Here is a 22,105-nt window from a genome sequence, read left to right on the forward strand (position 1 = left end):
ACGGATGCCTACGCTTTTGACTATCCGGTTAAGGAATACAGAACGTTCACCCGATGTCAGGACGCCTCCAATCCAGATAGCGAAACGATCATCTTGCCATCGACACTTCAGAATTCTTGTGTCTGGCCGATACTTAGCTGATAGCATGCCGTGTTGCGCGTTGAGGAAGTTGCCGATTCCGGGGACGACTGCGTAGACGATGGCGTTATGCGGGCACTCAGTCTCTTTGACAGCATGAAAAACCTTGGGATGGACGCCGGAAACGGTTACTGCGTGCCGGTTAGTGACCTGCCTATGCCGGTCATCCGCTACGACGCACATGGTCAACGGCGCTACATGAATAGCGCGGCCCTGGCGATGCTGGGAAATGTATCTGGCGGTTCCTGCGCGTCGGGTACCGAAACCGGATTGTTGTCGCCGAATGCGCTGCAGCAGTACGTGGACGCCATTCGGGAGGTCGCTAACACGGGCGTCGCGCGCGAACTCGAACTGTCGTTCGATGGCCTGCCCGAGCCGCAGCGCGCGCACTACCTGGTGCAGTTCATAAGCGATCCGGTTCAGGAGGGCCCTTGCGGGGTGCTTGCAGTCTATTTCGACATCACTGCGCGCAAACGCGCGGAGGCAAAACTCCGTGAGCGCGAGTCGTTCCTCGAATCGTTGCTCGATACCATCCCGATTCCCGTCTTCTCAAAGGATCGAGAGGGGCGGTACCTGCACCTGAATCGGGCCTTTGAAGGATTTCTGGGTGTCCCGAAGGAGCGCTTCGTCGGCAAGACCGTCTTCGAGACGAGCCCGCACGCGTTGGCGCAAACCTATTTCGCCAAGGACGAGGAACTCTTCGCGCAAGGCGGGATTCAGCGCTACGAATTCAAGGTCCAGAACGCGGGGCAAGAGGCGCGCGACGTGGAATTCAGCAAGGCCGTTTTCCACGACGATCAGGGCCGCCAGGCTGGCTTGATCGGGGCGATTCAGGACATTACCGAACGTAAGCAGGCGGAGTGCGAGCAGCGGGCGCAATACGAGAAGATTCTTCTGCTCAACAGAAGCCTTGAAGACAAGGCACTCGAACTGTCAGAGGCCCGCGCGCAGCTGATCACCGTGCTGCACACCATACCCGACATGGTGTGGCTAAAGAGTACGACCGGAATTTTCCTGCTGTGCAATCAGAGCTTCGAGCGTTTTGTTGGTAAATCGAAAGCTGAAATTCTTGGGAGAACCGATTACGCCATTTTCGATGCCGAGCTTTCCGACTTCTTCCTGGAGCGCGACAAGGCGGCCATCGACGCAATGCATGTTTGCGTCGACGAAGAGTGGGTAGTCGCACCCGCGACCGGAGAACGTACGCTGCTTGAGACTCGACGGCTACCGGTATTCGATGCGGCAGGCGCGGTAGCGGGCGTGCTCGGCGTGGCAAGAGACATGACTGAGCGGCGCCGTTTCGACGAAAGACTGGCCCGTCGCGAGCGCGAATTCAGAACCCTCGTTGAAAACTCGCCCGATACCGTCGCCCGCTACGGAGGGGACTTCAGACGCCTGTACGTCAATCCGACTTTCGCTTCGCTCACCAGGGGAGGGGCAAACGCGCTGCTCGGCAAGTCGCCTAGTGAGTTCCCAGGGGGGAGAGGTACCGTTCTCTACGAGCGGCAACTTGGGGAAGTATTCGCAACGGCAAGCGACAGGGAGTTCGAGCTGACCTGGGAGGCTTCCGACGGAAGACAACTCACTCACCTGCTCAGGTTGACGCCGGAGTTGGGAGCGAACGGTACAGTGGAAACGGTTCTTGCCGTGGGGCGGGACATCTCGGAACTTCACGCGTCCAGAGGAAAAATCCATCGCATGGCGTATTTCGATTCGCTGACCGCGTTGCCGAACCGCGTCCTGTTCAACGAACGGTTGCGCGAGGCGCTGACCACCAGTGCAGACGATCGCTTTACAGCCGTCATGATGATCGACATGGACCGTTTCAAGGGTGTCAACGATACGTTGGGCCACGCGGTCGGTGATGAATTGCTGCGCGAGGCGGCGTGTCGTCTGCTCGACTGCGTGCGTGCCGGCGATACGGTCGCCCGCGTTGGGGGCGACGAGTTCGCCATTCTGCTGCCCGAGGTTTGCGATCACGGCATTCTCGAACAGATTTCGGAGATGATCATCAAGCGGCTCGATGAGCCGTTCCTGCTCGATGGGAGAGAGGTGTTCATCTCATGCAGCATTGGAATTGCGCTTTATCCAAACGACAGCACGGATGCAAAGGATTTGCTGAGATATGCAGATTCGGCAATGTACCAGGCGAAGCGCTCAGGGCGCAGAGGTTTTCGTTTTTATACGAAAGACATGACCATCGAGGCCACCGCCCGTCTGTTGCTGGAGTCGGAGTTGCGCCGCGCGATCGATCAAGGTGGGTTCGAGTTGCACTACCAGCCGCAGGTGTTGCTCCAGGGTGCGGAGGTCATCGGCTCGGAAGCATTGCTGAGATGGAAACGTCCCGGCGAGGGATTCGTTCGGCCTGGTCAGTTCGTACCGCTTGCGGAGGAAACCGGTCTAATCGTCGATCTCGGGCGATGGGTGCTTCGCGAGGCCTGTCGTGCAGCCGCCGAATGGAATACGGATGGAGGCGTGCGGCACAAGGTGTCGATCAATCTGTCTGCACGGCAGTTTCAGTCGCGCGACTTGGTGCTGGTGATAAAAGAGATCCTCGAGGAAACAGGCTGCCAACCCCAGTGGCTGGAGTTTGAGATTACCGAAAGCCTGCTGCTTGCGGAGAATGATTTGGTCATGAGCGCGCTTCTGGCATTCGAGGATATGGGGTTATCGATCGCGATCGATGATTTCGGCACTGGCTACTCCGCACTCAGTTATTTGACCCGTTTTCCTATTGATACGCTCAAGATCGATCGTACGTTCATTCAGCGCGTCACTTCCGACCGGCGTCATGCCGAGCTCGTGAAGGCAATCCTTTCCATCGCACGCTGCCTTGGGCAGCGGGTCGTTGCGGAAGGCGTTGAGACGATAGAGCAGGCGACATTTCTCGATGCTCATGGTTGTGAGGTCGCGCAAGGGTTCCTCTACAGCAAGCCGCTGGCGAAGGCTGAAATTTCTTCACTTCCCCGTTATCTTAAACTTGCGTCCGACGGCAAACCTTAGGGGCGCATGATGGCAATCGCGGTTGGCGTATTGCCGTACAGGGCGCCTCCAGCGATGTGCCATATAGTGGCAGCGGCAGAGGGTCCCGATTCGACGGCAAAGTCGCATGGGACCGAATCGATACCTGCACCGACTACCGGGCCGACGACCGAGGCGGGCAGAATGGACAGCGAGTGCTTCTGGTGATCTACCGGTTTGGCTCTATTGTCTTTTTTCTCAGACTCGACCTGTCGCAATGTGAGCGCCGGAATTCTCGAATCAATAATGTACGTTTCATTGAGTTTCTGATCTATTCTTGAACAGATGGCAGGGTTGTATACTTAGTGATCTATTCGTATTTCGCAATATTCATGAGGTGCCCAGATGATGAATCTGGATGATTCGCCACTAGCCATCGCATGCCCAATGCTTGCTAATTGATGAATCAGAGCATCGTTAGCAAACAGGCTGTATCAATGGTAAGGTCGAAACGAAAAATGCGGGCGGACGCGATGAGCAGCGCCTGGTGCAGGCGCGTGCGTTGCACGGCAATGTTTGGAACAAGATACACCGACATCTAGGCCTGAGAACACAATCAAGGTGGTCCGATTAAGTTGGCGGCGGACATCATGACAATATTCATGGAGTGAGTGATGGCAACCAAACCGCAATGGCGAGCTCTGTTGTCTCTGAGTCTCCTGCCTCTGTCAATGCTGGGCGATGTCGCTCATGCACAGACTGTTCCCATTGTCACGGGGCAGCAGTGGACGGCGTCCTCGGAAGCTGAAAAGAAAGCGTACCTCGTCGGCATCGCCAATCTGCTCGAGGTCGAGCGTGCCTACGCCGGCAATAGTGGGAGCAACAGCGATATTTCGCTGCGCTTTGGCAAGGGCATGCAGGGCCAGACGCTCGACAGCGTGCGCCAGGGGCTGGACAACTACTACGCCTCGAATCCTGCAATGATCCAGCACCCGGTGATTGAAACCCTCTGGTTTCAAATGGTCTTGCCCGGCCTGAACAAGAGTCAGTGAGGATGCTGATCATGAAACGCTTTGGATGGTTAGTAGGTATGGGAACCCTGGTTGCGATCGTCGGCTGCACGGATATGACTCCTCGTCAGCAGGGCACGATGAGCGGAGCGGCGATCGGAGCGGCCGGCGGCGCCGGCATTGCGGCGATCGCAGGTGGCGACGCGTTGACCGGCGCGATTATCGGCGGTGTCGCGGGTGGCGTAGCTGGCAATATACGTGGTGGCCATCAGTAAAGTTGCCGGCCGGGTTCGAAGGCCGTTCCCCTGTCACGTTGGCGCTCGCGACACCGGCAGGAGAGTGAGCGTCAATACGCAGCGGTAAGGGCAGAAACCCATGTTAGAGAACCTCGCGCGCATTCTGGACCCTGTCACGCGAACGGCTTGCCATCGCGATGTTCGCCACGGTCGGCGTTTCAGCATTCAGGATTGCGTGTCAGGCATCGTCTGAACGATCAACGCATAAAGGCCGTCAAGCTTGTCTTCGGTCTCGAGGCTCTCAAATGGATCGCGATTTGTGCCGAATGCCTCGTCGATCTCCACCCAGTCGGCTAGTGTCAGATAGCGCTGCGCGCCAGGCAGGATCACGGTCTCCTCAAGATGCTGATGATTGGCGTAGAACTCGGCATAGGCGGTCACTTCGCCACGCAGCGCGGGCAAGGCGCTGGCGCCCTCCAGTTCGTACCGCGTGAGAGAGCGTTCGAGTGCCTGGATACGCCGCTCGCCTTCCTCGTGCTGGCGCCCAAGCTCCTCGATCGTGGGGTCAAGGTCGTTCGTACGCTCGCGAAGCCGTGCGAACAGATATCGTTCTTCCTTCGTATGGTGAATCTGCTCGGGGAATTCGTGTATGTAGTAGAGCATCGCGCGCATGAGCATTGGGCCCGATGAATCGGCATTAGACGCCATGCGATCGGTCACCCGAAGCATGCCGTGAACGACGCTCCTAAGGCGCCTGTGTTCGCTCAATATGACTTGTATCGCGCTGCGTCGCGTGGCGGGTTCCATGGCAGGCTCCGTGACAGGCTCCGCCAACCGGGTGGGAATGCGAAGTTGAGGGCGCCGGGAAGGCGCCTTGTGGTCGGCCTCAAGTTGTTCACTATGTAACGGGGGCTGCAGGAAGCATTGATCTTTATCAATCTGTATGCGGCCCGCACGCCACCGCGTTCTCATTCGCCGCACACCGCGGGCGGCGATCGGCTGCTTGAGTCAGTTTGTCTAACGGAGATGGGAATAGATCTGGTTCGCAATCGACGCGGCGGCGATTACGCCACCCATCATGGCCCCCGTAACCCCGGGGCTCGTGACATCCTGTCCGGCAAGAAACAGTCGCGGAATGGGTGTGCGGACATTCAAACTCTCCGAAAGGAATCGCCGAGGGCTGACTTCGAGCCCGTAGCTTGCGCCTCGATACGCTCCCGAATAGGCCGCCAGGCTCAACGGGGTGGAGACTTCATGGAACGCCACCATCGGCGCCAGTTCAGGGAAATGGCGCGCGAACTAGGCAAGCAGACTCTGCTCGATCACCGCCTTCAATGCCGCGTATTCGCCGGGTCTGTCTTGCAGCGTGGAATGGGACCAGCGCGCGAATGGCTCCCAGTCGGTGAGCGCAACGACCTCCGCCGTGTGCCGTTGATGGCCGCGAGAAGGGCTCTCCGGATCTTTCAGCGAGGGGAAAGAGACGAATAGCACGGGAGCAGACGTGGCCTGATCTGAAATTCGCCAAACGCCATCGCTCGTCCCCCAGCTTTCGTGGAACCAGTAGTTCGATGCCGATGCCCCATGCGAGCCGATATCCCCTTCGAGCCCGAGGTACAGCGTGACGTGGCTGACCGAGGGCTGGAAAGAGCGTATTTCTTTCGCCCAGGCACTCTCCTGCAGTTCTGCCGGCAACAAGCCAACCGTATTGTGCGCACCGATATCAGAGAAGATCGCCTGGGCTTGCAATACGGTTCCATCATCGAGCACCACGCCTGTTGCCTCTCCGTCCTCGATGCGCAGCGCCTCCACTCGGGTATCGAGTTTGATCGCGCCGCCAGCCTGTTCGATGATGGGCACAAGCGTGTCGGCGAAGACTTTTGCGCCGCCCACCGGATACCATGCCCCGTTCAGGTAGTGGTTCATCACGACAGCATGTATGCCGAAGCTGGTTTTTGCAGGGTCCGTGCCGCCATGGTCTCCCTGTTGCGCGAGAAGGACGGCGCGCAGTCGCGGATCGCTCACGAGATCGGCGAGCACGCCGGCGGTGGTGCGGCCCCACCACTTGTGAATCGCGCGACTGTGCCAGAGTCCATAAATATCACCGAGCAATCCCGATAGCGCTCTGCGTGTGAAGAGGGCTCTTCCTGCATGGACGGCCTCATCGAGTGCGGCGAAAAGCGCGTCGATCTCTGTCGTGCAATCGGGGAATCGGGATTTCAGTTCACCCTCGAGCGCAGCCCTCGGGCGTGTGAACGGCACGGTGAAATTGTCGGGGAAATGGACGATATCGTAGGCGTTGCCTAGTGGCGCGAACGTCATGGCCCCGCCGGTGAGCCAGTCGAGCACGTTGCGCGCTTCGCCTTCGGGACCCATCTCGCCGAGATAATGAAGACCTACGTCCCACTGAAAGCCGTCGCGGCTGAATGACTGGGTCAGGCCGCCGGCGACGTGCTGCCGTTCCAGCACCAGGGCGGCTTTACCACATCGCGCCAGGGCGGCGGCGCAAGCCAGGCCGCCGATTCCCGAACCAATGACGATCACGTCAAAGCGATTCCAGCTTGATGACATGTTCCTCTCCGTCACGGGCCGAGGCGAGGCACGTTGCCACCCTTCAAGCCAGTATCGGAACGCTATGTCAGTTGAAGGCCGAAACAATTGATTCATATCAATTCGCGGTGGGCCCAGGGTTCGGAATCCCGCAGGAGCGCGCGCCGCGCAGGTTAATGGCTCGGCGTGTCGTGCCGAGCCGACGCTTTGTGGCGGCCCGCGCGTAACTCGATGCGGGCGAGCCAGAAGCCGGGAAGCATGGGCAGCCAGAATGTGAAACCGCGCAGTAACAGCGTGGCCGCGAGTGCCGCTTCGATCGGCACACCCAGCAGCTTCAACATGCCGACCGATGTCGCCTCGAAGGTGCCGAGCCCGACGGGAACAGGCCCGATGGTCGCCGCCATCGAGGCGACCGCGAAGCTCGCGAACGCCACCCAGAACTGCGTTGGGGCGCCGACGGCGCCAAGGGACACCCACAAGGTGCCTGCATCGAGCAGAAAGATCGCAAGTTGCAGGGCGACCATGCGCGTGAGAAGGCGTCGGTTCAGCAGGAGATCGAGCGGGACCTCGCGAAACGATTCAATCAGGCGCGAAAGATGAAGCCATTTGCCGAGCACCGCGACGCGCGGATCGCCGTTCCACCGACGCAACGCGACCAGAAAGGCAGGGACGAGCAGGAGCACCAGCAGGAATACCGCGATGCCAACGAAAAGCGTGGTGCCCGCGGCGTGATGCAGCCACAGGATCGCGGCGCTCACGAACACGACGATCAAAAAAGCGATGTCGCGCGAGAGCAGGCTCGACAACAGTGCGGTCAACGCAATTGAGCGCGGGATGCCGTGGCGCAGCAGCCCGCGAATCGCCATCAGGCTTCCGCCAAGCCCTGCACTCGGCAGCGCCTGATCGGTAAAGACCTTCACGATGCCAAGACGTACGAGCACGCGCATCGGCAACGCATTGCCGGAATCCTGAAGCGGTTGGCGCCACACGAGCGCGGCGCTCACGTAGGTTGCGACCTGGGCCGCGAAAGCGATCAACAGCCAGCCCGGGCGCGCTGCGCGCGCGAGCGCAAGACTGCGTTCGAGTGACCCGGCATGGACGACTACGAGCACCAGCACGAACAAACAAAGGAGACCGACTGCCCAGGCAGCCCGCGCGCGCGCATTTTGCCCGGGCGCAACGCCGACGAGCCTCGCCACACGTGGCGCGAGGCGCCCGTCTGTTTGCAGCGTAGCCGGTTCGCCATCTGCATGGCGCTCTGAGGGCGAGGGGCCAGCGTTCATCGAAGCCTGTGTCGGGGATGAGGCACTGACGCGATGCGTCGTGATCGCGCTTTGGCACACAGATTGTCCATACGCGCGTTCCATCGGGCTTGATTCACATCAACCTGGCGGCCGCGGCCGGCTTGGGCGGCCCCGCGCAGACCCGAAAGGACCGAGGCACGCGTAAATCACAGTGGCGCGAGTGTTTCCCACCCGAATCAGCCGTTCAGCGCGGAGACGCGGACTTCGAACGTTCTGGCGAACGACGTAAGGATCCAGTCGCGGAGCAGTTTGCTGACCAACAGCGTGAAAATGACTTGAACGGCACGAGCCGGGTTGCGGATACAGGCATCAATCTGGTCACTCTTCGCTTGCCCGACCACACACCAGAGACAGAGATGTTCACAATTGTTGGTGAGCAATCGGTAGTTTTGTTCGCCGAGGCGGGATACCGCGCGGCGAGCTACCTCGAACCCCGTGTATCGCGCGTGTGGGTGCGAAACGACCTGGACCCCGGATTTCGCCGAAAACTGCTCGATTGAAACCACCTCGACCGGGCCGCGACCAATATGGCTCGAAAGGCCGGCGTAGTGAATGACTCGGCCGCTCCCGATGTAGATGCCGTGATGCATATAGCCCGGACGCTTCGTGACGAGGTGGGCGCCGATTGCCAGATCGCGCGTGGATGCGCCGTCTGCGAAGCTGGATTGTTCGTGCTGGCTCATGACTCGCTCCCGGGCACTGCGGCGGTGTCTGACCAGTGGGCGCAGCGCCTCCGATGCTGGATTGGCTTGCCGCGTGACCACCGAACACTTCTGCACTCGCCACGCCTGAAGTATTGGTTTTGGCCCGGATGACAACAATCAGCCCCGGCTGAGATTGATGTGTGATCTGTGCGCGGTGTGTCAGAAAAGACTGACACGAGGAGGGCGAAATGCTGAGTCGATCGGGGCGCCGGTTCGCGGGGGGCGATCTTCCAGTTGATGCAGATCAGTCGCAGAAATGCGCTTCATGTCAGGCTCGCCTCAACGGCCCGCGTTGGGCCATTGGATGGAGGCGACAATGAAGACCGATTTGCAACTCAAGCATGACGTGGAAGCAGAGCTGGAATGGGAACCTGCAGTGACCGCCGCGAATATCGGGGTCGAGGTGAAGGACGGGGTTGTGACGCTCGCTGGGCATCTCGCAAGCCTTGGCGAGAAGATCGCGGCCGAACAGGCGGTGCGCCGTGTAGGCGGCGTGCGCGCCCTGGTGGTCGAATTGGATGTGCGCCTGCCGGGCGACGACGTCCGCACCGACGAGGATATCGCGCACATCGCGCGTTCCGTCTTGCGTTGGACGGCCGGACTGAGCGCGGACGCGGTCCAGGTGGAGGTCGAGCACGGTCACGTGGCGCTCAGGGGCACGGTTGACTGGCCGTGGCAGAGCCAGACCGCCGTGCGCGCGATTGCCCAGTTGCGCGGCGTCGCGGGCGTGACGGATCACATCGAAGTTCGCAATAAGGTGGCGCCGGAAAAGATCAGCCATGACATTCTGGACGCGATGCGGCGGCATGCCGACCGTGAGGCGCGGCATATTCAGGTCACTGTGCATGAGGGGACGGTCAGGTTGTCCGGCAAGGTTCACTCGTTCGCCGAACGCTGCGTGGCGCGAGGGGCGGCATGGGCTGCGCCGGGCGTGCGCGCTGTGGTGGACGATCTGACTGTGGAGTGAGGCGGCGGTTGCTGTCTTGTGTGTCTTGTGCGCGTGCCGATGAGCACGAATTTGCCGACGGCGCGCGCTAGCTAGTGCGAGACAGCGGGCGAGACGGCGCGATTTTGCGAGCGGTTGAGCGGCGAATGCCAACGGTCACAAACGGTCACAAACGGTCAACGTGGTGCGCCACTGCGCAAGCGACGTATTTCGTGCGCAGCACGGGCAAGCCCGCGGCTTGCGCGAGAAGGGCGCGGCCACGCGGATGCGCGCCAACGGCGGCGATGACGAAGAACGAACCGGGCAGTGCGAGGATGACCAGGAAGATCAGTCGCTTGTACATGATGGATCTCGCTAACGGGGCAACGAATATGAAATCAGCTTAGGCATGGAGCGAGTCTTCGGCTTGACCTGTATCAGGGGAAAACCAGCTCGCTGCGCCGCCATCGTCGCGCGCAGTCTCATTCCCGCACAGGGCCAACGTGGCAACACGGTGCAGCGGCACGGCGCACGAGCGTCGGGAAATCGAACTGGACATTCGTGCCTTGACGCGCATTCACGAGCACGACGCGAGTCTGCCTCGTTCCCGCCGCGTACGTGGTGACCTGGTACCTGCCGGCTGGCAGCGAGACATAGAGGAACGGACCGAGCGTACGCGTATTGAGTACCGAAGCCCCGGAAGGCCCGATGATCTCCACGTCCACGTCCGAGAGAAATTGGCCGCCTTGTGTCAGGAAGGTCATCCTCAGGCTGTATTGGCCTGCCACGCTGCGCATCGCGGCCGCTTCATCGCTGCCCACTCCCCCGGTGACATAGGCGACGCCGTTCTGCACGGTACGCGTCGCAGCCGCCTCTGTTTCAGCGGGAGTGCTCTGCGCCGCGCAATAGTTAGGTCCAAGGCTTGTTGCCGCGACGAGGGCGACGGTCAAGGTAATTTCACAGGCAAGTTTCACGGAACTCTCCTCGCACGGGAAGCGGCCGGGTTGGCACGGCAACCGCATCATCCCGCTCCTGGCATTGCCGGATCTGATGTAAATCAAGCTATGCCGATGCCACGCGATCGGATGTCTCTTGATGCAAATCAATCGTGTGATGTGGCTCGCTCCGAAGATGTGCGTCAGGCAACGCGATGTGGTGCGGGATATTCCGCGGGTCAGGAGGCGGAGCATGTACGAGAAGATTCTGGTTGCATTCGATGGTAGTGAGACTTCGAAGCTGGCCCTCGCCGAGGCGCTGCGCATGGCGCAACTGACCGGCGCCCGGCTTTGCGTCGCGCACGTGATCGACGTCGTTGCGCCGTTCGGCATGGGGCTAACCTACGTTCCGGTCGAGCTGCTCGCGTCGTATCGCGAAGAGGCCAAAGGGCGGCTCGCAGCGGCACGCTCCGAAGCGAAGGCGGCGGGTGTGGACTGCGAGACGCAACTCGAGGAAGTGGGCGGCGTCACGCAAAGCGTTGCGGACTGTCTGCAAGCCTGTGCGTCGCGTTTTGGCGCGCAGCTCGTGGTGCTAGGCACGCATGGCCGGCGCGGCGTCAGGCGCGCCTTCCTCGGCAGCGTGGCCGAGGAGTTCGTGCGCAATGCGCCGTGCCCCGTGCTGCTCGTGCGCGGCGAGCCCGCGTGAGCCGCGGCGGCCCGCATTCGTTGTGTCGATGTCTTCCCATCTCTACGCGGAGCAACTCATGGAATGCGCTTCCTCGTCCGTTGTCTCGCTCGCACAGGTCACGCGCGCCGATCTTGCACGCGTGGGCGGCAAGAATGCCTCGCTCGGCGAGTTGATCGCGAAACTCACGCCGCACGGGGTCAAGGTGCCCCCCGGCTTCGCCACCACGGCGCAGGCCTATCGCGACTTTATCGAAGCAAACGGTCTCGCCGACGTCATTGCCAATGCGCTCGACGATCTCGCCGCTCACCGCCGCACGCTAGAGGAAACGGGTGCGCTGATCCGCGCGGCATTCCTGCGAGGCGTCTGGCCTGCTGCGATCGCTCAGGGCGTCCGTGTCGCATACGCGGACCTTTGCCGCCAGACCGGCAACGAGAGACTCAGCGTTGCCGTGCGCTCGAGCGCGACGGCCGAAGACCTGCCAGAGGCCAGCTTCGCGGGCCAGTTTGAAACGTTTTTGAACGTGTGCGGTGCCGACGCGGTGCTCGACGCCTGCCAGCGCTGCTACGCGTCGCTCTATACCGACCGGGCGATCAGCTATCGCCAGGCCAAGGGCTTCGACGCGCTTGAGGTCTCAGTCTCGGTTGGCGTGCAGCAGATGGTGCGCGCCGATCTGGGCGGCGCGGGCGTGATGTTTTCGATCGATACCGAAACCGGGTTCGACCGCGTCGTGCTGATCAACGCGGCCTGGGGGCTGGGTGAGAACGTGGTGCAAGGCATCGTCGACCCCGACGAGTATGAGGTCTTCAAGCCGTTGCTGGACGATCCTGCGTTGATGCCCATTGTCGGCAAGACGTGCGGCGCGAAGACGCTCAAGATGACCTGCACGCGTAGCCGGATGCAGCCGACGAAGAATGTGCGGACCTCGCGCGCGGAGCGCACGGCGTACGTGCTGAGTGACGACGAAATCCTCCATCTGTCGCGCTGGGCATGCCTGATCGAAGCGCATTATGGCTGCCCAATGGACATGGAGTGGGCAAAAGACGGCATCACCGGGGAAATATTCATCGTGCAGGCGCGTCCGGAAACCGTGCAGTCGCGCCGCGATGCCGGGGCGCTCAAAACGTGGCGCATTGGCAAGACCGGGCCGAAGCTGCTCTCGGGCGTGAGTGTTGGGGAAGCCATCGGCGCGGGCCAGGTCTGCGTGATCGAGCAGCCCCGCGACATGGCGCGCTTCGTCGACGGCGCGGTATTGGTCGCGCAAACGACCGACCCCGACTGGGTACCGATCATGCGGCGCGCTTCGGCGATCGTCACGGATCACGGCGGCCGTACCTCGCACGCGGCGATCGTGAGCCGGGAGCTCGGCCTGCCGGCGATCGTTGGAACCGGCAACGCGACACGCGTGCTGCGCAACCGTCAGGCGGTCACGGTGAGTTGCGCGCAGGGCGAGGAAGGCATGGTGTATGAGGGCATCGCGGAGTTTCACGCTGACGAGATTGACTTCTCGAACCTGCCGCCTACGCGCACCGGCATCATGCTCAATCTCGCGAATCCGGCGGCGGCGTTTCGCTGGTGGCGTATCCCGGCCGATGGGGTAGGGCTCGCCAGAATGGAGTTCGTGATCAGCAACCAGATCCGCGTGCATCCCATGGCGCTCGTCCACTTCGACAAGCTGAAGGACGAACCGGCGAAGCGCACTATCCGCGATCTGACCGCGGGTTATGAGGACCGCACGGAGTACTTCGTCGAGAATCTCTCGCGCGCACTGGGGCGCATTGCGGCCGCGCAATATCCGCGACCCGTCATCGTGCGCATGAGCGACTTCAAGACCAACGAATACGCAAATCTCGTGGGCGGCGCCCAGTTCGAGCCGAAGGAAGCGAATCCGATGCTCGGCTTTCGTGGGGCCTCGCGCTACTACTCGCCTTTGTATCGCGAAGGTTTCGCCCTCGAATGCCGCGCGATCCGCCGCCTGCGCGAGGCGATGGGATTCACCAATGTCGTCGTGATGATTCCGTTCTGCCGTACGCCCGAGGAAGCCGACCGCGTGCTGGCGGTGATGAGGGAGAACGGCCTCGAGCGCGGGGACCAAGGTCTGGAGATCTATGTGATGTGTGAGATTCCGTCGAATGTCGTGCTTGCGCGCCAGTTTGCGCAGCGCTTCGACGGCTTTTCGATCGGCAGCAACGATCTTACGCAACTCACACTGGGTGTGGATCGCGACTCGGCGCAGCTCTCCGGGCTCTTCGACGAGCAAAGCGAAGCGGTCAAATGGATGGTGCGCAGGGTGATCGCCGAGGCGCATCACGCCGGCGCGAAAGTCGGCTTATGCGGCGAGGCTCCCGCGCATCATCCCGAGTTCGCCGCTTTCCTCGTTGAGTGCGGCATCGACTCGATTTCGGTGAGCCCCGACAGTTTCGTTGCTGTCAAGCGGCGCGTCGCGGACAGCGAGCCGGCGCTCGATGCAGATGCTGGCATGCCTGTGACCCTGGCGGAGCGCTTGCCGTTGTGACCTGCGCATGCTGAATCGTGTCGGGTGTCGGCGTTTCCCACGTTCTCGTGGTGCGCAGCGGCTGTCACATCGATCGCGGCGTAAGACGGATAGCCGTCTTGCGCCGCGCGAAGCTCCAGTTCAACGTGTCGTCATGGCGTCACTGCCTGTCAGGCTGTGAGCGGCCAACGGTGGTTCCACGGGCGCGGCCTGAGCCCCTGCATCAGGCTCGCCGCATTTCGCGAGGAGCGCCGAGCGGGTACGCTCACGCAAGCTGACCATCGCGCGGAAATCGCTTCCCTGTGCGTAGATCGGGTCCAGCATTTCGATCTCGATTTCGCCGCGCTCCGGTATCCAGCTTCCATCGCGCAGCGCAGCGCGTGTGCCGCGCAGGGCGACGGGCAGAACCGGACGGCCTGCCAGGACAGCCGCGCGAAACGCGCCCAATCTGAACGTCCGCAACCCGGCGGCGGCGACGAATGTCCCTTCCGGGAAGAACAGCAGCGTTTCGCCGGCGCGGGCGCATTCGACCAGCTTCGCTTCGTCGGCCAGGCTCTGGCCGTAGTCCTCGCGCGCGACGAAACGGGTGCCCAGCGCGCGCAGCAGGCCGCCGACAAACGGGCGCCGTGCGAGGTCCCGCTTCGCGACGAAATGCACTGGCTCAGGCAGCATGGCCAGCAGCACGACCACGTCGAGATAGCTCGTGTGATTGGTGGCCAGTACGGGATGCGTTGCCGCGTCGAGATGTTCGGCGCCACGCAGCGTCGTGCGCAGGCCGACCGCGCGCAGTACCATCCGGCACGCGCGAGCGGCCGTGCGCCAGCGGCGCGCGGGCTTGCGATCGAGCGTGACCAGTAGCCAGACCGCCGAAAACGCGAGTCCGACGATCGACCAGCACCAGGTTCCGCGGACAGCGCGCCGTAGCCACGCGCCGACCGCATGCACGAACGGAACTGCGTTGGCGGCGGCGAGAGCGAATGTCCGACGCCACGGCGAGAGCGCACGCGTCGGCTGCTCAGGGGCACCGCCTTGGCGCAGGCGCTCGATTGTCGCGGCGCGACGGATCTTGCCACCCGGCGTTCTCAGAATGCTTTGTGGTGCAACGAGCAAGACCCGCTCGGCGGGCGCGCCGCACAGGCGCCTCGCGACAGCGTTGACTCGGGCCTGAAGGTCAGCGCGCCCGGCGGCCTCGTTCATCGACGTTTCGACGATCAGGACGAGGCGCTCGGTGCCTGCCAGGGGATCCGGCTCGCCGCAGGCCGCCACGCCGCCTGGTTCGACTCCGCTCAGCTGCCCGAGCGCATGTTCCAGCTCATCGGGGAAGATGTGGCGGCCGGCGCGAATGATGAGATCCTTCGTCCGCCCCGTCACAAACAGCTCGCCATCGGCGAGATAGCCTAGATCCCCACTGTCGAGCCAGCTATTGTGCGCGAGACGTGCCGTTTGCCCGGGATTACGGTAGTAGCCCGTCGTCGCGCTTGCGCCGCGAAACTCGATATGCCCGATACGGCGCTCGGCGAGCGGCTGCCGGTTGTCGTCCACGATGCGCAGCCCGGTATCCGCGAGCGGATAGCCGCACGCGACAAGCGCAAGCTGCCCGTCTTGTGCGCCCGCCGTTATGGCTTCACCGCACATGCTGAGCGCCTCGCGCTGCACGAGGTCGACGCGCAGGCCACGCGACGGCGCAGGGAACGTGACGGCGAGCGTGTTTTCGGCGAGCCCGTAGACCGGCGTGATGGCGCGCGCGTCGAACCCGAACGGGGCGAAGCGCTCGGCGAACGCCCGAAGCGTGTCGGGATTCACCGGCTCGGAGCCGCAGAACGCAAATCTCAATGACCCAAGATCGAGCCCGGCGAGCTGGCGCTCGGGCACGCGCCGCGCACACCACTCGTACGCGAAGTTAGGCGCAGCGGTGATCGTCGCACGGTATTGCGAGATCGCTTCCAGCCAGGTCGCGGGACGCGCGAGGAACGCAAGCGGCGACATGGCGACGAGCGGAAAGCCGAAGTAGAGCGGGGCGAGCCACGCGCCGATGAGTCCCATGTCGTGATAAAGGGGCAGCCAGCTCACCAGTTTGTCGCCGGGCTGCACATGCATGCGCTCGCCCATCGCGCGGATGTTTGAAAGCAGGTTCGCATGGCTCAGCATCACGCCCTTTGGCTCACCTGTGCTGCCGGAGGTGTACTGGAGCAATGCGAGGTCGTGCGGTGCGGTTCTGACGAATGGCGCGGGCTCGTCACTTTCAGCCGGGGACGGGACAAGCGCCGCGCTGGTGACGAGTTGACGCAGCGTCGGCACGTTCAACCTGAGGATTTGTGCCACTGTGCCCAGCGATGCCGAAGCGATCAGCGCCGAGACTTGCGCATTGGCAAGGATCAAAGCGTAGCGTTCGACGTGTTCCTCGACCTGCGCGAGGCTCGTGGGCGGATAGATGGGCACCGGCACGGCCCCGCAGAGGATCAGCGCAGCGAAGACAACGAAATAGTCGGCGCCGGTTGGCAGCATGAGCGCGACTCGCGCGCCGGGATCGACGCCGAGCGCGCGCAGGGCATTGGCCGCGTGCGAGGCACGCCGAAAGATCGCGCCATAGGAGAGCACCGTAGAAGCGCCGTTCTCGATCAGCGTGAGATGCAGCCGGTCAGGGTGGCGGAGCGCGTGCCAGCGAAGCACGTCGGCCATCGTCTGGGCCTGCTCGGGCACCGCCAGCGTGGGTTCGTCTCGCACTTCGGCCTGCGCCTGGAAATGCGGCGCAGCCGCATGCGGCACGCACTGGGCGCCTTGTTCGATCGCCTTGAGCAGGTCGGCGGGCGTGTCGGCCGCAAACGCGTCGGGCGGCAGGCGCACGGCGAAGGTTTGTTCGATCCTCTCTGCGAGTTCGGCGCGCGCGAGGCTGTCGAAGCCAAGATCCCGTTCCAGCTGCGTCGTCATCGAAACGCGCGCCGGGTGCCGCGCTTCACCATGCAGCTCCGCGGCGAGCGTATCGACAAGACGCAGAAGGCGCACCGCGAGGGTGTCGTCGGGGAGTGTGTTCATGGGGCCGTTGGGGAGGGATTGTCTACCGGGATACCCAGTACATCCCGTCGCGGACGTACAGGCGCTTCACGGCCGCCCACGCAATCCGGCGGGCGGCTTCCTCCCGGCGCGGGTCCAGGGCGTGGTCGGCATAGGCGCGATTGAATGCGGCCCGGAAGATGTCCTGGGCATGCAGCGGCAAATGATTGCGTACGCCCAGAGGCAAGTCGCTATTGGTCGGATAAGGCATGGTGGTGAGGCGCGGGTCGCGCGCATGTCAATCGGAGCAATTCAAAGGCTCGCGCGCCCGGGCACGTCTGCTTCTGATTCAAATCAAGAGAAGCCGGATCCTGTCTGCGCACCTGCGCCGCTAACCCGCCCCCAAAAACTTCTGATGCAGGTCAATTGCGCGCGAAGCGCCCCCATTAGATTGGAGGAGGAACCCGGGGCGCCGTGCCATGCCACGAGCGGTAGATCAGGCAACGGTGCTCAATCGACCAGGAGATCGACATGAAAGACACCCCTCAGAGCACGCAGTTTGCGCCAATGTGCATGATGAGCGCGGGCACGCGCATGGTGGAGCTGGGTCTGGAGGAGCTACAGGCCGCGCTGGGGCTGCAGGCGAAGTGCGTGGAGCGCGACCGTGTGGCCGCGCAACGCGCCTGCGAGGCCCTTCTGGATGCCCGCACGTACGAATCGGGGGCGTTCGTGCAGACGTGGCAAACCTTGATGCGCGAGTACTTCGCGGCCAGCACGGCGCTATGCGAGCAAGGTCAGGATCTGACTGCGCGAAGCCAGGCGGCATACGGGGCCTTGATGCGAGAACTAACGGTCGACTTCGAAAAAGCGTGCGTGCGTGCGCAGGCCTCGCATCCGGCAGCCGCCCTGCCGCCGGCGGCCGACTGGATGACGTATCTCGGCCAGTTCGTGGGCTTGCGCCCGAACGGCGAGGCAATACCGGCGAAACCCGCAGGCGGCTCCGCCTCAGCGAGTGCCTGATCATCAGGAGACCGATTCGATAGACGACGCCCGCGCGAGCGCACCATGAAATCCGATACGCAACTGAAGCAGGACGTGCTGGATGAACTGACGTTCGACTCCGCGCTCGACGCATCGCGCATCCGTGCCGAAGTGGCGAACGGCGTCGTGACGCTTATGGGATCGGCTCCGTCGCTTGCCCAGACACATGCCGCCGAACGCGCCGCATGGCGCGTGAGCGGCGTGCGTTCCGTTGTCGCGCGTACACGGGTCGACGTGCCGGTTACCGACCCGCCCGGCGACGAAGAGATCGCGGATATGGCGCGCGCCGTCCTGCACTGGACGGCAGGGGTGCCGCAACGGGCCGTGGAAGTCGAGGCGGTGAATGGTCATCTTTTCTTGCGGGGCGCTGTCGAATGGGAGTGGCAGCGCGAGCTTGCGATCCGCTCGCTCGTGCGCTTGCGTGGCGTGACGGGGATCACGAGCCGTGTGGCGGCGCACCGGCGTATGGACGCCCGCAAGATCAGCGAGCGTATCGGTCGGGCGCTGCTGTACTACGCCGAGGACGAAGCCACTCGCATCCATGTCGAGCTGAGCGACGGCGTGGTGACGCTCAAGGGTACTGTTGCCTCGGAAGCCGAACGTGCCGTGGCGCGCGGTGCGGCGTGGGCACAGCCTGGCGTGAGCGCGGTCATCGACGAACTCGTGCTCGCATGATGCCGCGGAGAAGCCCTGTGCCCAACAACCATCCCTCGAACGAGACTGCGGCATCTGCCCTGCACGCCGTCGGGCGCGTGAGCGCGTTGCGCGGCGCGGTGCTGGACGTCATGTTCGAAGCTGGGCCGCTGCCACCTGTCGAAGACGCGCTGTCGATCATTCGCGACGACGGCACTCGCGTCACCGCGGAAGTGGAGGCGCATCTCGGCGCCACCGTGCTGCGCGCGCTCGCCTTGCAGTCCACGGCGGGGTTGCGCCGCGGCGCGCGCGTCGAAGCGCACGGCGGCCCGCTCGAGGTTCCCGTGGGCGACGCGGTGCTCGGCCGGCTGCTCGACGTGGGCGGCACGGTGCACGACGGCGGCGCGCCGCTCGATGCAGGCGTTTTGCGCCGCCCCATTCACCGCGCGCCGCCGCCGATGGCGGCGCTGCGCGGTTCCACTGAGATCTTCACGACCGGCATCAAGGTGATCGATCTGCTCGCGCCGCTCGCGCAGGGCGGCAAGGCCGCGATGTTCGGCGGCGCGGGCGTCGGCAAGACCGTGCTGTTGATGGAGTTGATACATGCGATGGTCGAGCGCTACCAGGGCATCTCGGTGTTCGCGGGGGTCGGCGAGCGTTCGCGCGAGGGCCACGAGATGCTCTCGGATATGCGCGGATCGGACGTCCTCGAACGTACGGTGCTGGTGTATGGCCAGATGAACGAGCCACCGGGGGCGCGCTGGCGCGTGCCGCTCACGGCGCTCACGATCGCGGAGTACTTTCGCGACGAGAAGCGCCAGAACGTGCTGCTGATGATCGACAACGTGTTTCGCTTCGTGCAGGCGGGGGCGGAGGTGTCGGCGTCGCTCGGGCGCATGCCGTCGCGGGTCGGTTATCAGCCGACGCTCGCGAGCGAAGTGGCCGCGCTGCAGGAGCGCATCGTCTCGGTGGGCGATGCGGCGGTGACGGCCGTTGAGGCTGTCTACGTGCCTGCCGACGATTTCACCGATCCCGCCGTGACGACGATCGCGGCGCACGTGGACAGCATGGTCGTACTCTCGCGCGCCATGGCGGCGGAGGGCATGTATCCGGCCATTGACCCGATCGCGTCGTCGTCGGTACTGCTCGATCCACTCGTGGTGGGCGCGGAGCACGCGGCGGTTGCGATCGAAGTGCGACGGCTCATCGAGCACCATCGCGAACTGCAGGACGTGATCGCGCTGCTCGGTGTCGAGGAACTGGGCGCCGAAGACCGTCTGCTCGTGCAGCGCGCGCGTCGTTTGCAGCGCTTTCTCACGCAGCCGTTCGCGGTCACGGAAGCATTCTCGGGACAGCCGGGCCGCTCGGTCTCGATCGCCGACACGCTGGCGGGCTGCAAGGCAATACTCGCCGGCGAGTGCGACGACTGGCAGGAGCGATCGTTCTTCATGGTCGGCACGCTCGACGAAGCGCGCGAGAAAGAGCGCGTTTCGGCAACAGCGGCAACTGCGCCCGCACTCACATAGGGGCAAGCATATGGCCGCGTTACTCGACCTGACGATCGCCACGCCGCTGGACATGGTGGTCAATCATGCGGCCGCCGGCTCGTTGCGCGCCGAGGACGAGAGCGGCTCGTTCGGCATACGTCCGGCACACGCGGACTTCATCACGATGCTCGTGCCTTCGGTGGTGCGCTGGATTGGGCCGGACGGCACGCGGCGCTACTGCGCAGTTGACGGCGGCCTCTTGACGGTATCCGGCGGACGCACGGTGGCCGTTGCGTGCCGCGAGGCGATCGTCGGCGATTCGCTCGAGCGCCTCGAGCGCGAGGTAGCCCGTGTGCGCGCGGCGCAGGTCGACGCCGAGCGGCGCATGCGCGTGGAGACTGTGCGCCTGCATGCCCAGGCGGTGCGGCAGATGCTGCGTTATCTGCGCGGCCCAGCGATGCCGGACGGACAGGAGATTACAGCGCCGCAGGAGCGAGGGCGATGAGCGATCCGTCAGGGGAGCACAACCACATGGCGCGGGCCGCACGCGACGCCGCGCAGCGCGAGGCGCGTGGCCGCGCGCAACCCGAGCCGTCGCTCGGCAGTCGGCTCGGGCAGATCGGCATTCTCGGCTGGACGATCGTGTTGCCGACGCTGGCGGGGCTCGCGATCGGCCACATGCTCGACCGGTTTTTCGGTACGCGCGTGTTCTTCTCGGCGCCGCTGCTCATGCTTGGCGCGGCGGCGGGTCTTTGGTTCGCATGGAAATGGATGCATCGACAGGAGCGGGGTCACCAGAATGACTGAGCACTCGACGATCTGGGCATGCGCGGCGGCTCTTACCGCGGGAAGTGCGGCCGGGGCGGCGCACTTCGCCGCGCTGCGCTGGAATGCGCGCTATTTTGCGGTGGGCCGCCTGGGTGTTGCGCTCGGCGCACAGGCCGTGCGCTGCGTGCTGACCGCGTTGCTCCTGTTCGCACTCGCGCGCGCGGGCATTCCGGCGCTGCTCACAGGTATGGCCGGCCTGCTGCTCGCTCGCCATGTCGTGCTGCGCCAGGCGGTGCGGACATGATGAAAGCCTCGCCGCTCGCCACCACACCGCTCTGGCACATTGGCGCGCTCTCGATCACGGCGCCGGTCGTGGTCACGTGGGCCATCATGGCCTGCATGGCCGCCGTCGCGGTCCTGCTCACGCGGCGGCTCGCGCTTGCGCCTTCGAAGACGCAGACCGTGCTGGAACTGCTCGTCACGACACTCGACGCCCAGATTCGCGACACGATCGAAGGCGACCCCGCTCCCTACCGCGCGCTGATCGGCACGCTATTCGTGTTCGTGCTGGCGGCGAACTGGTCGTCGCTGTTGCCGGGTATCGAGCCACCGACCGCGCATCTCGAAACCGACGTCGCACTCGCGCTGATCGTGCTTGCAGCGACCGTCTTTCACGGCTTGCGCACGCGCGGGCTGCGCGGCTATCTGGCGACCTTCGCCGAGCCGACGTGGGTCATGATCCCGCTGAACGTCGTCGAGCAACTCACGCGCACCTTTTCGCTCGTCGTGCGCCTCTTCGGCAACGTGATGAGCGGTGTGTTCGTGGTCGGCATCGTGCTCTCGCTCGCGGGGTTGCTCGTGCCCATTCCGCTGATGGCGCTCGACCTCCTCACCGGCGCCGTGCAGGCCTACATATTCGCGGTGCTGGCGATGGTGTTCGTCGGCGCCGCGGCGGCCGGCGAGCGCTCGGGTTCCGGACATCGCGCACAGGAAAAGCCATGAATCTCATCGAAATCGTCAGCATTGCGGCCGCCGCGCTCGCGGTGTCGTTCGGCGCCATTGGCCCCGCGCTTGCCGAAGGCCGCGCCGTTGCCGCCGCCATGGACGCCATCGCTCGGCAGCCCGATTCCGCGGGCACCGTCTCGCGCACGCTGTTCGTCGGCCTCGCGATGATCGAAACCATGGCGATCTACTGCCTCGTGCTGGCGCTTCTGCTGCTGTTCGCCAATCCGTTCGTCAAGTAGCG

The 22,105-nt window shown here is 63.6% G+C and carries 23 protein-coding genes; 15 read left to right on the forward strand and 8 right to left on the reverse strand.

What is annotated here, in order from left to right; translation table 11 throughout:
- Positions 1-207 precede the first annotated feature (207 nt).
- From U5A58_RS26040 to U5A58_RS26050, 4 genes are all read left to right on the forward strand, one after another.
- Positions 208-3,141, forward strand: coding sequence for an EAL domain-containing protein (locus U5A58_RS26040; protein WP_321915710.1), 2,934 nt, complete (start codon positions 208-210; stop codon positions 3,139-3,141).
- A gap of 502 nt (positions 3,142-3,643) precedes the next feature.
- Positions 3,644-3,733 carry a hypothetical protein gene (locus U5A58_RS40890; protein WP_415774294.1) on the forward strand — a complete coding sequence of 30 codons (90 nt, stop codon included), beginning with the start codon at positions 3,644-3,646 and terminating at the stop codon, positions 3,731-3,733.
- Between the two features lie 40 nt (positions 3,734-3,773).
- The gene (locus U5A58_RS26045; RefSeq protein ID WP_321915709.1) at positions 3,774-4,151 is read left to right on the forward strand and encodes a hypothetical protein; all 378 of its coding nucleotides are present in this window, start codon (positions 3,774-3,776) and stop codon (positions 4,149-4,151) included.
- 11 nt (positions 4,152-4,162) lie between these two features.
- On the forward strand, positions 4,163-4,384 hold the full coding sequence (locus tag U5A58_RS26050; protein WP_321915731.1) for a glycine zipper domain-containing protein: 222 nt from the start codon (positions 4,163-4,165) through the stop codon (positions 4,382-4,384).
- A 186-nt stretch (positions 4,385-4,570) separates the two neighbouring features.
- Here the strand turns inward: U5A58_RS26050 and U5A58_RS26055 are convergent, their stop codons facing one another.
- The 4 genes from U5A58_RS26055 to U5A58_RS26070 all read right to left on the reverse strand — a co-directional run bounded on the left by U5A58_RS26055 (position 4,571) and on the right by U5A58_RS26070 (position 8,879).
- Positions 4,571-5,152 carry a hemerythrin domain-containing protein gene (locus U5A58_RS26055; protein ID WP_321915708.1) on the reverse strand — a complete coding sequence of 194 codons (582 nt, stop codon included), beginning with the start codon at positions 5,150-5,152 and terminating at the stop codon, positions 4,571-4,573.
- A 492-nt stretch (positions 5,153-5,644) separates the two neighbouring features.
- A complete protein-coding gene (locus tag U5A58_RS26060) occupies positions 5,645-6,913 on the reverse strand; it encodes an NAD(P)/FAD-dependent oxidoreductase (protein ID WP_321963593.1) in 1,269 nt (422 codons plus the stop codon).
- Between the two features lie 152 nt (positions 6,914-7,065).
- The gene (locus tag U5A58_RS26065) at positions 7,066-8,259 is read right to left on the reverse strand and encodes a lysylphosphatidylglycerol synthase transmembrane domain-containing protein (protein ID WP_321963594.1); all 1,194 of its coding nucleotides are present in this window, start codon (positions 8,257-8,259) and stop codon (positions 7,066-7,068) included.
- Between the two features lie 113 nt (positions 8,260-8,372).
- Complete coding sequence (locus tag U5A58_RS26070) at positions 8,373-8,879, reverse strand: lecithin retinol acyltransferase family protein (RefSeq protein WP_321963595.1); 507 nt, start codon at positions 8,877-8,879, stop codon at positions 8,373-8,375.
- Between the two features lie 337 nt (positions 8,880-9,216).
- On the opposite strand from U5A58_RS26070, the gene U5A58_RS26075 reads away from it, so the two are divergent.
- Positions 9,217-9,867: a BON domain-containing protein gene (locus U5A58_RS26075; RefSeq protein WP_321915704.1), complete on the forward strand. Its 651-nt coding sequence runs from the start codon at positions 9,217-9,219 to the stop codon at positions 9,865-9,867.
- Between the two features lie 145 nt (positions 9,868-10,012).
- On the opposite strand, the gene U5A58_RS26080 is transcribed toward U5A58_RS26075, so the two are convergent.
- Both U5A58_RS26080 and U5A58_RS26085 read right to left on the reverse strand, forming a co-directional pair.
- The gene (locus U5A58_RS26080) at positions 10,013-10,189 is read right to left on the reverse strand and encodes a hypothetical protein (protein WP_321915703.1); all 177 of its coding nucleotides are present in this window, start codon (positions 10,187-10,189) and stop codon (positions 10,013-10,015) included.
- Between the two features lie 118 nt (positions 10,190-10,307).
- On the reverse strand, positions 10,308-10,799 hold the full coding sequence (locus tag U5A58_RS26085) for a carboxypeptidase regulatory-like domain-containing protein (RefSeq protein WP_321915702.1): 492 nt from the start codon (positions 10,797-10,799) through the stop codon (positions 10,308-10,310).
- A 214-nt stretch (positions 10,800-11,013) separates the two neighbouring features.
- Between U5A58_RS26085 and U5A58_RS26090 the strand changes: the two genes are divergently transcribed.
- Both U5A58_RS26090 and ppsA read left to right on the forward strand, forming a co-directional pair.
- The gene (locus U5A58_RS26090; protein ID WP_321915701.1) at positions 11,014-11,466 is read left to right on the forward strand and encodes a universal stress protein; all 453 of its coding nucleotides are present in this window, start codon (positions 11,014-11,016) and stop codon (positions 11,464-11,466) included.
- Between the two features lie 58 nt (positions 11,467-11,524).
- Complete coding sequence (gene ppsA, locus U5A58_RS26095) at positions 11,525-13,960, forward strand: phosphoenolpyruvate synthase (protein WP_321915700.1); 2,436 nt, start codon at positions 11,525-11,527, stop codon at positions 13,958-13,960.
- 120 nt (positions 13,961-14,080) lie between these two features.
- On the opposite strand, the gene U5A58_RS26100 is transcribed toward ppsA, so the two are convergent.
- The gene (locus U5A58_RS26100; RefSeq protein ID WP_321915699.1) at positions 14,081-16,972 is read right to left on the reverse strand and encodes an AMP-binding protein; all 2,892 of its coding nucleotides are present in this window, start codon (positions 16,970-16,972) and stop codon (positions 14,081-14,083) included.
- Between the two features lie 22 nt (positions 16,973-16,994).
- The gene (locus tag U5A58_RS26105) at positions 16,995-17,201 is read right to left on the reverse strand and encodes a ChaB family protein (protein ID WP_321915698.1); all 207 of its coding nucleotides are present in this window, start codon (positions 17,199-17,201) and stop codon (positions 16,995-16,997) included.
- 260 nt (positions 17,202-17,461) lie between these two features.
- Here U5A58_RS26105 and U5A58_RS26110 point away from each other — a divergent pair, with 260 nt between their 5' ends.
- Genes U5A58_RS26110 through U5A58_RS26145 form a run of 8 tightly spaced genes read left to right on the forward strand, consistent with a single transcriptional unit; the run spans position 17,462 to position 22,103 of the window.
- Entirely contained in the window at positions 17,462-17,950 is a 489-nt protein-coding gene (locus U5A58_RS26110) for a hypothetical protein (RefSeq protein WP_321915697.1), read from the forward strand.
- 45 nt (positions 17,951-17,995) lie between these two features.
- Complete coding sequence (locus U5A58_RS26115) at positions 17,996-18,646, forward strand: BON domain-containing protein (protein WP_321915696.1); 651 nt, start codon at positions 17,996-17,998, stop codon at positions 18,644-18,646.
- A gap of 17 nt (positions 18,647-18,663) precedes the next feature.
- The gene (gene atpD / locus U5A58_RS26120; protein WP_321915695.1) at positions 18,664-20,130 is read left to right on the forward strand and encodes a F0F1 ATP synthase subunit beta; all 1,467 of its coding nucleotides are present in this window, start codon (positions 18,664-18,666) and stop codon (positions 20,128-20,130) included.
- A 10-nt stretch (positions 20,131-20,140) separates the two neighbouring features.
- Complete coding sequence (locus U5A58_RS26125; RefSeq protein ID WP_321915694.1) at positions 20,141-20,596, forward strand: F0F1 ATP synthase subunit epsilon; 456 nt, start codon at positions 20,141-20,143, stop codon at positions 20,594-20,596.
- Positions 20,593-20,898, forward strand: a complete 306-nt coding sequence (locus tag U5A58_RS26130) for an AtpZ/AtpI family protein (protein ID WP_415774292.1) — start codon at positions 20,593-20,595, stop codon at positions 20,896-20,898. The genes U5A58_RS26125 and U5A58_RS26130 overlap by 4 nt, the downstream gene beginning before the upstream one ends.
- On the forward strand, positions 20,891-21,163 hold the full coding sequence (locus U5A58_RS26135; RefSeq protein ID WP_321915693.1) for an ATP synthase subunit I: 273 nt from the start codon (positions 20,891-20,893) through the stop codon (positions 21,161-21,163). Before U5A58_RS26130 ends, U5A58_RS26135 begins: the two co-directional genes overlap by 8 nt.
- Positions 21,163-21,861: a F0F1 ATP synthase subunit A gene (locus U5A58_RS26140; protein WP_321915730.1), complete on the forward strand. Its 699-nt coding sequence runs from the start codon at positions 21,163-21,165 to the stop codon at positions 21,859-21,861. Before U5A58_RS26135 ends, U5A58_RS26140 begins: the two co-directional genes overlap by 1 nt.
- Positions 21,858-22,103, forward strand: a complete 246-nt coding sequence (locus U5A58_RS26145) for a F0F1 ATP synthase subunit C (RefSeq protein ID WP_321915692.1) — start codon at positions 21,858-21,860, stop codon at positions 22,101-22,103. The genes U5A58_RS26140 and U5A58_RS26145 overlap by 4 nt, the downstream gene beginning before the upstream one ends.
- Positions 22,104-22,105: the final 2 nt, after the last annotated feature.

This window comes from Paraburkholderia sp. J7 (genome assembly GCF_905220155.1).
In the GTDB taxonomy this organism is placed as follows: domain Bacteria; phylum Pseudomonadota; class Gammaproteobacteria; order Burkholderiales; family Burkholderiaceae; genus Paraburkholderia.

Coding starts and splice junctions, on each gene's coding strand:
- U5A58_RS26040 (WP_321915710.1), top strand. CDS start 208: ATGCGGGCACTCAGTCTCTTTGACAGCATGAAAAACCTTGGGATGGAC.
- U5A58_RS26045 (WP_321915709.1), top strand. CDS start 3,774: ATGGCAACCAAACCGCAATGGCGAGCTCTGTTGTCTCTGAGTCTCCTG.
- U5A58_RS26050 (WP_321915731.1), top strand. CDS start 4,163: ATGAAACGCTTTGGATGGTTAGTAGGTATGGGAACCCTGGTTGCGATC.
- U5A58_RS26055 (WP_321915708.1), bottom strand. CDS start 5,152: ATGGAACCCGCCACGCGACGCAGCGCGATACAAGTCATATTGAGCGAA.
- U5A58_RS26060 (WP_321963593.1), bottom strand. CDS start 6,913: ATGTCATCAAGCTGGAATCGCTTTGACGTGATCGTCATTGGTTCGGGA.
- U5A58_RS26065 (WP_321963594.1), bottom strand. CDS start 8,259: ATGGAACGCGCGTATGGACAATCTGTGTGCCAAAGCGCGATCACGACG.
- U5A58_RS26070 (WP_321963595.1), bottom strand. CDS start 8,879: ATGAGCCAGCACGAACAATCCAGCTTCGCAGACGGCGCATCCACGCGC.
- U5A58_RS26075 (WP_321915704.1), top strand. CDS start 9,217: ATGAAGACCGATTTGCAACTCAAGCATGACGTGGAAGCAGAGCTGGAA.
- U5A58_RS26080 (WP_321915703.1), bottom strand. CDS start 10,189: ATGTACAAGCGACTGATCTTCCTGGTCATCCTCGCACTGCCCGGTTCG.
- U5A58_RS26090 (WP_321915701.1), top strand. CDS start 11,014: ATGTACGAGAAGATTCTGGTTGCATTCGATGGTAGTGAGACTTCGAAG.
- ppsA (WP_321915700.1), top strand. CDS start 11,525: ATGGAATGCGCTTCCTCGTCCGTTGTCTCGCTCGCACAGGTCACGCGC.
- U5A58_RS26100 (WP_321915699.1), bottom strand. CDS start 16,972: ATGAACACACTCCCCGACGACACCCTCGCGGTGCGCCTTCTGCGTCTT.
- U5A58_RS26105 (WP_321915698.1), bottom strand. CDS start 17,201: ATGCCTTATCCGACCAATAGCGACTTGCCTCTGGGCGTACGCAATCAT.
- U5A58_RS26110 (WP_321915697.1), top strand. CDS start 17,462: ATGAAAGACACCCCTCAGAGCACGCAGTTTGCGCCAATGTGCATGATG.
- U5A58_RS26115 (WP_321915696.1), top strand. CDS start 17,996: ATGAAATCCGATACGCAACTGAAGCAGGACGTGCTGGATGAACTGACG.
- U5A58_RS26125 (WP_321915694.1), top strand. CDS start 20,141: ATGGCCGCGTTACTCGACCTGACGATCGCCACGCCGCTGGACATGGTG.
- U5A58_RS26130 (WP_415774292.1), top strand. CDS start 20,593: ATGAGCGATCCGTCAGGGGAGCACAACCACATGGCGCGGGCCGCACGC.
- U5A58_RS26135 (WP_321915693.1), top strand. CDS start 20,891: ATGACTGAGCACTCGACGATCTGGGCATGCGCGGCGGCTCTTACCGCG.
- U5A58_RS26140 (WP_321915730.1), top strand. CDS start 21,163: ATGAAAGCCTCGCCGCTCGCCACCACACCGCTCTGGCACATTGGCGCG.
- U5A58_RS26145 (WP_321915692.1), top strand. CDS start 21,858: ATGAATCTCATCGAAATCGTCAGCATTGCGGCCGCCGCGCTCGCGGTG.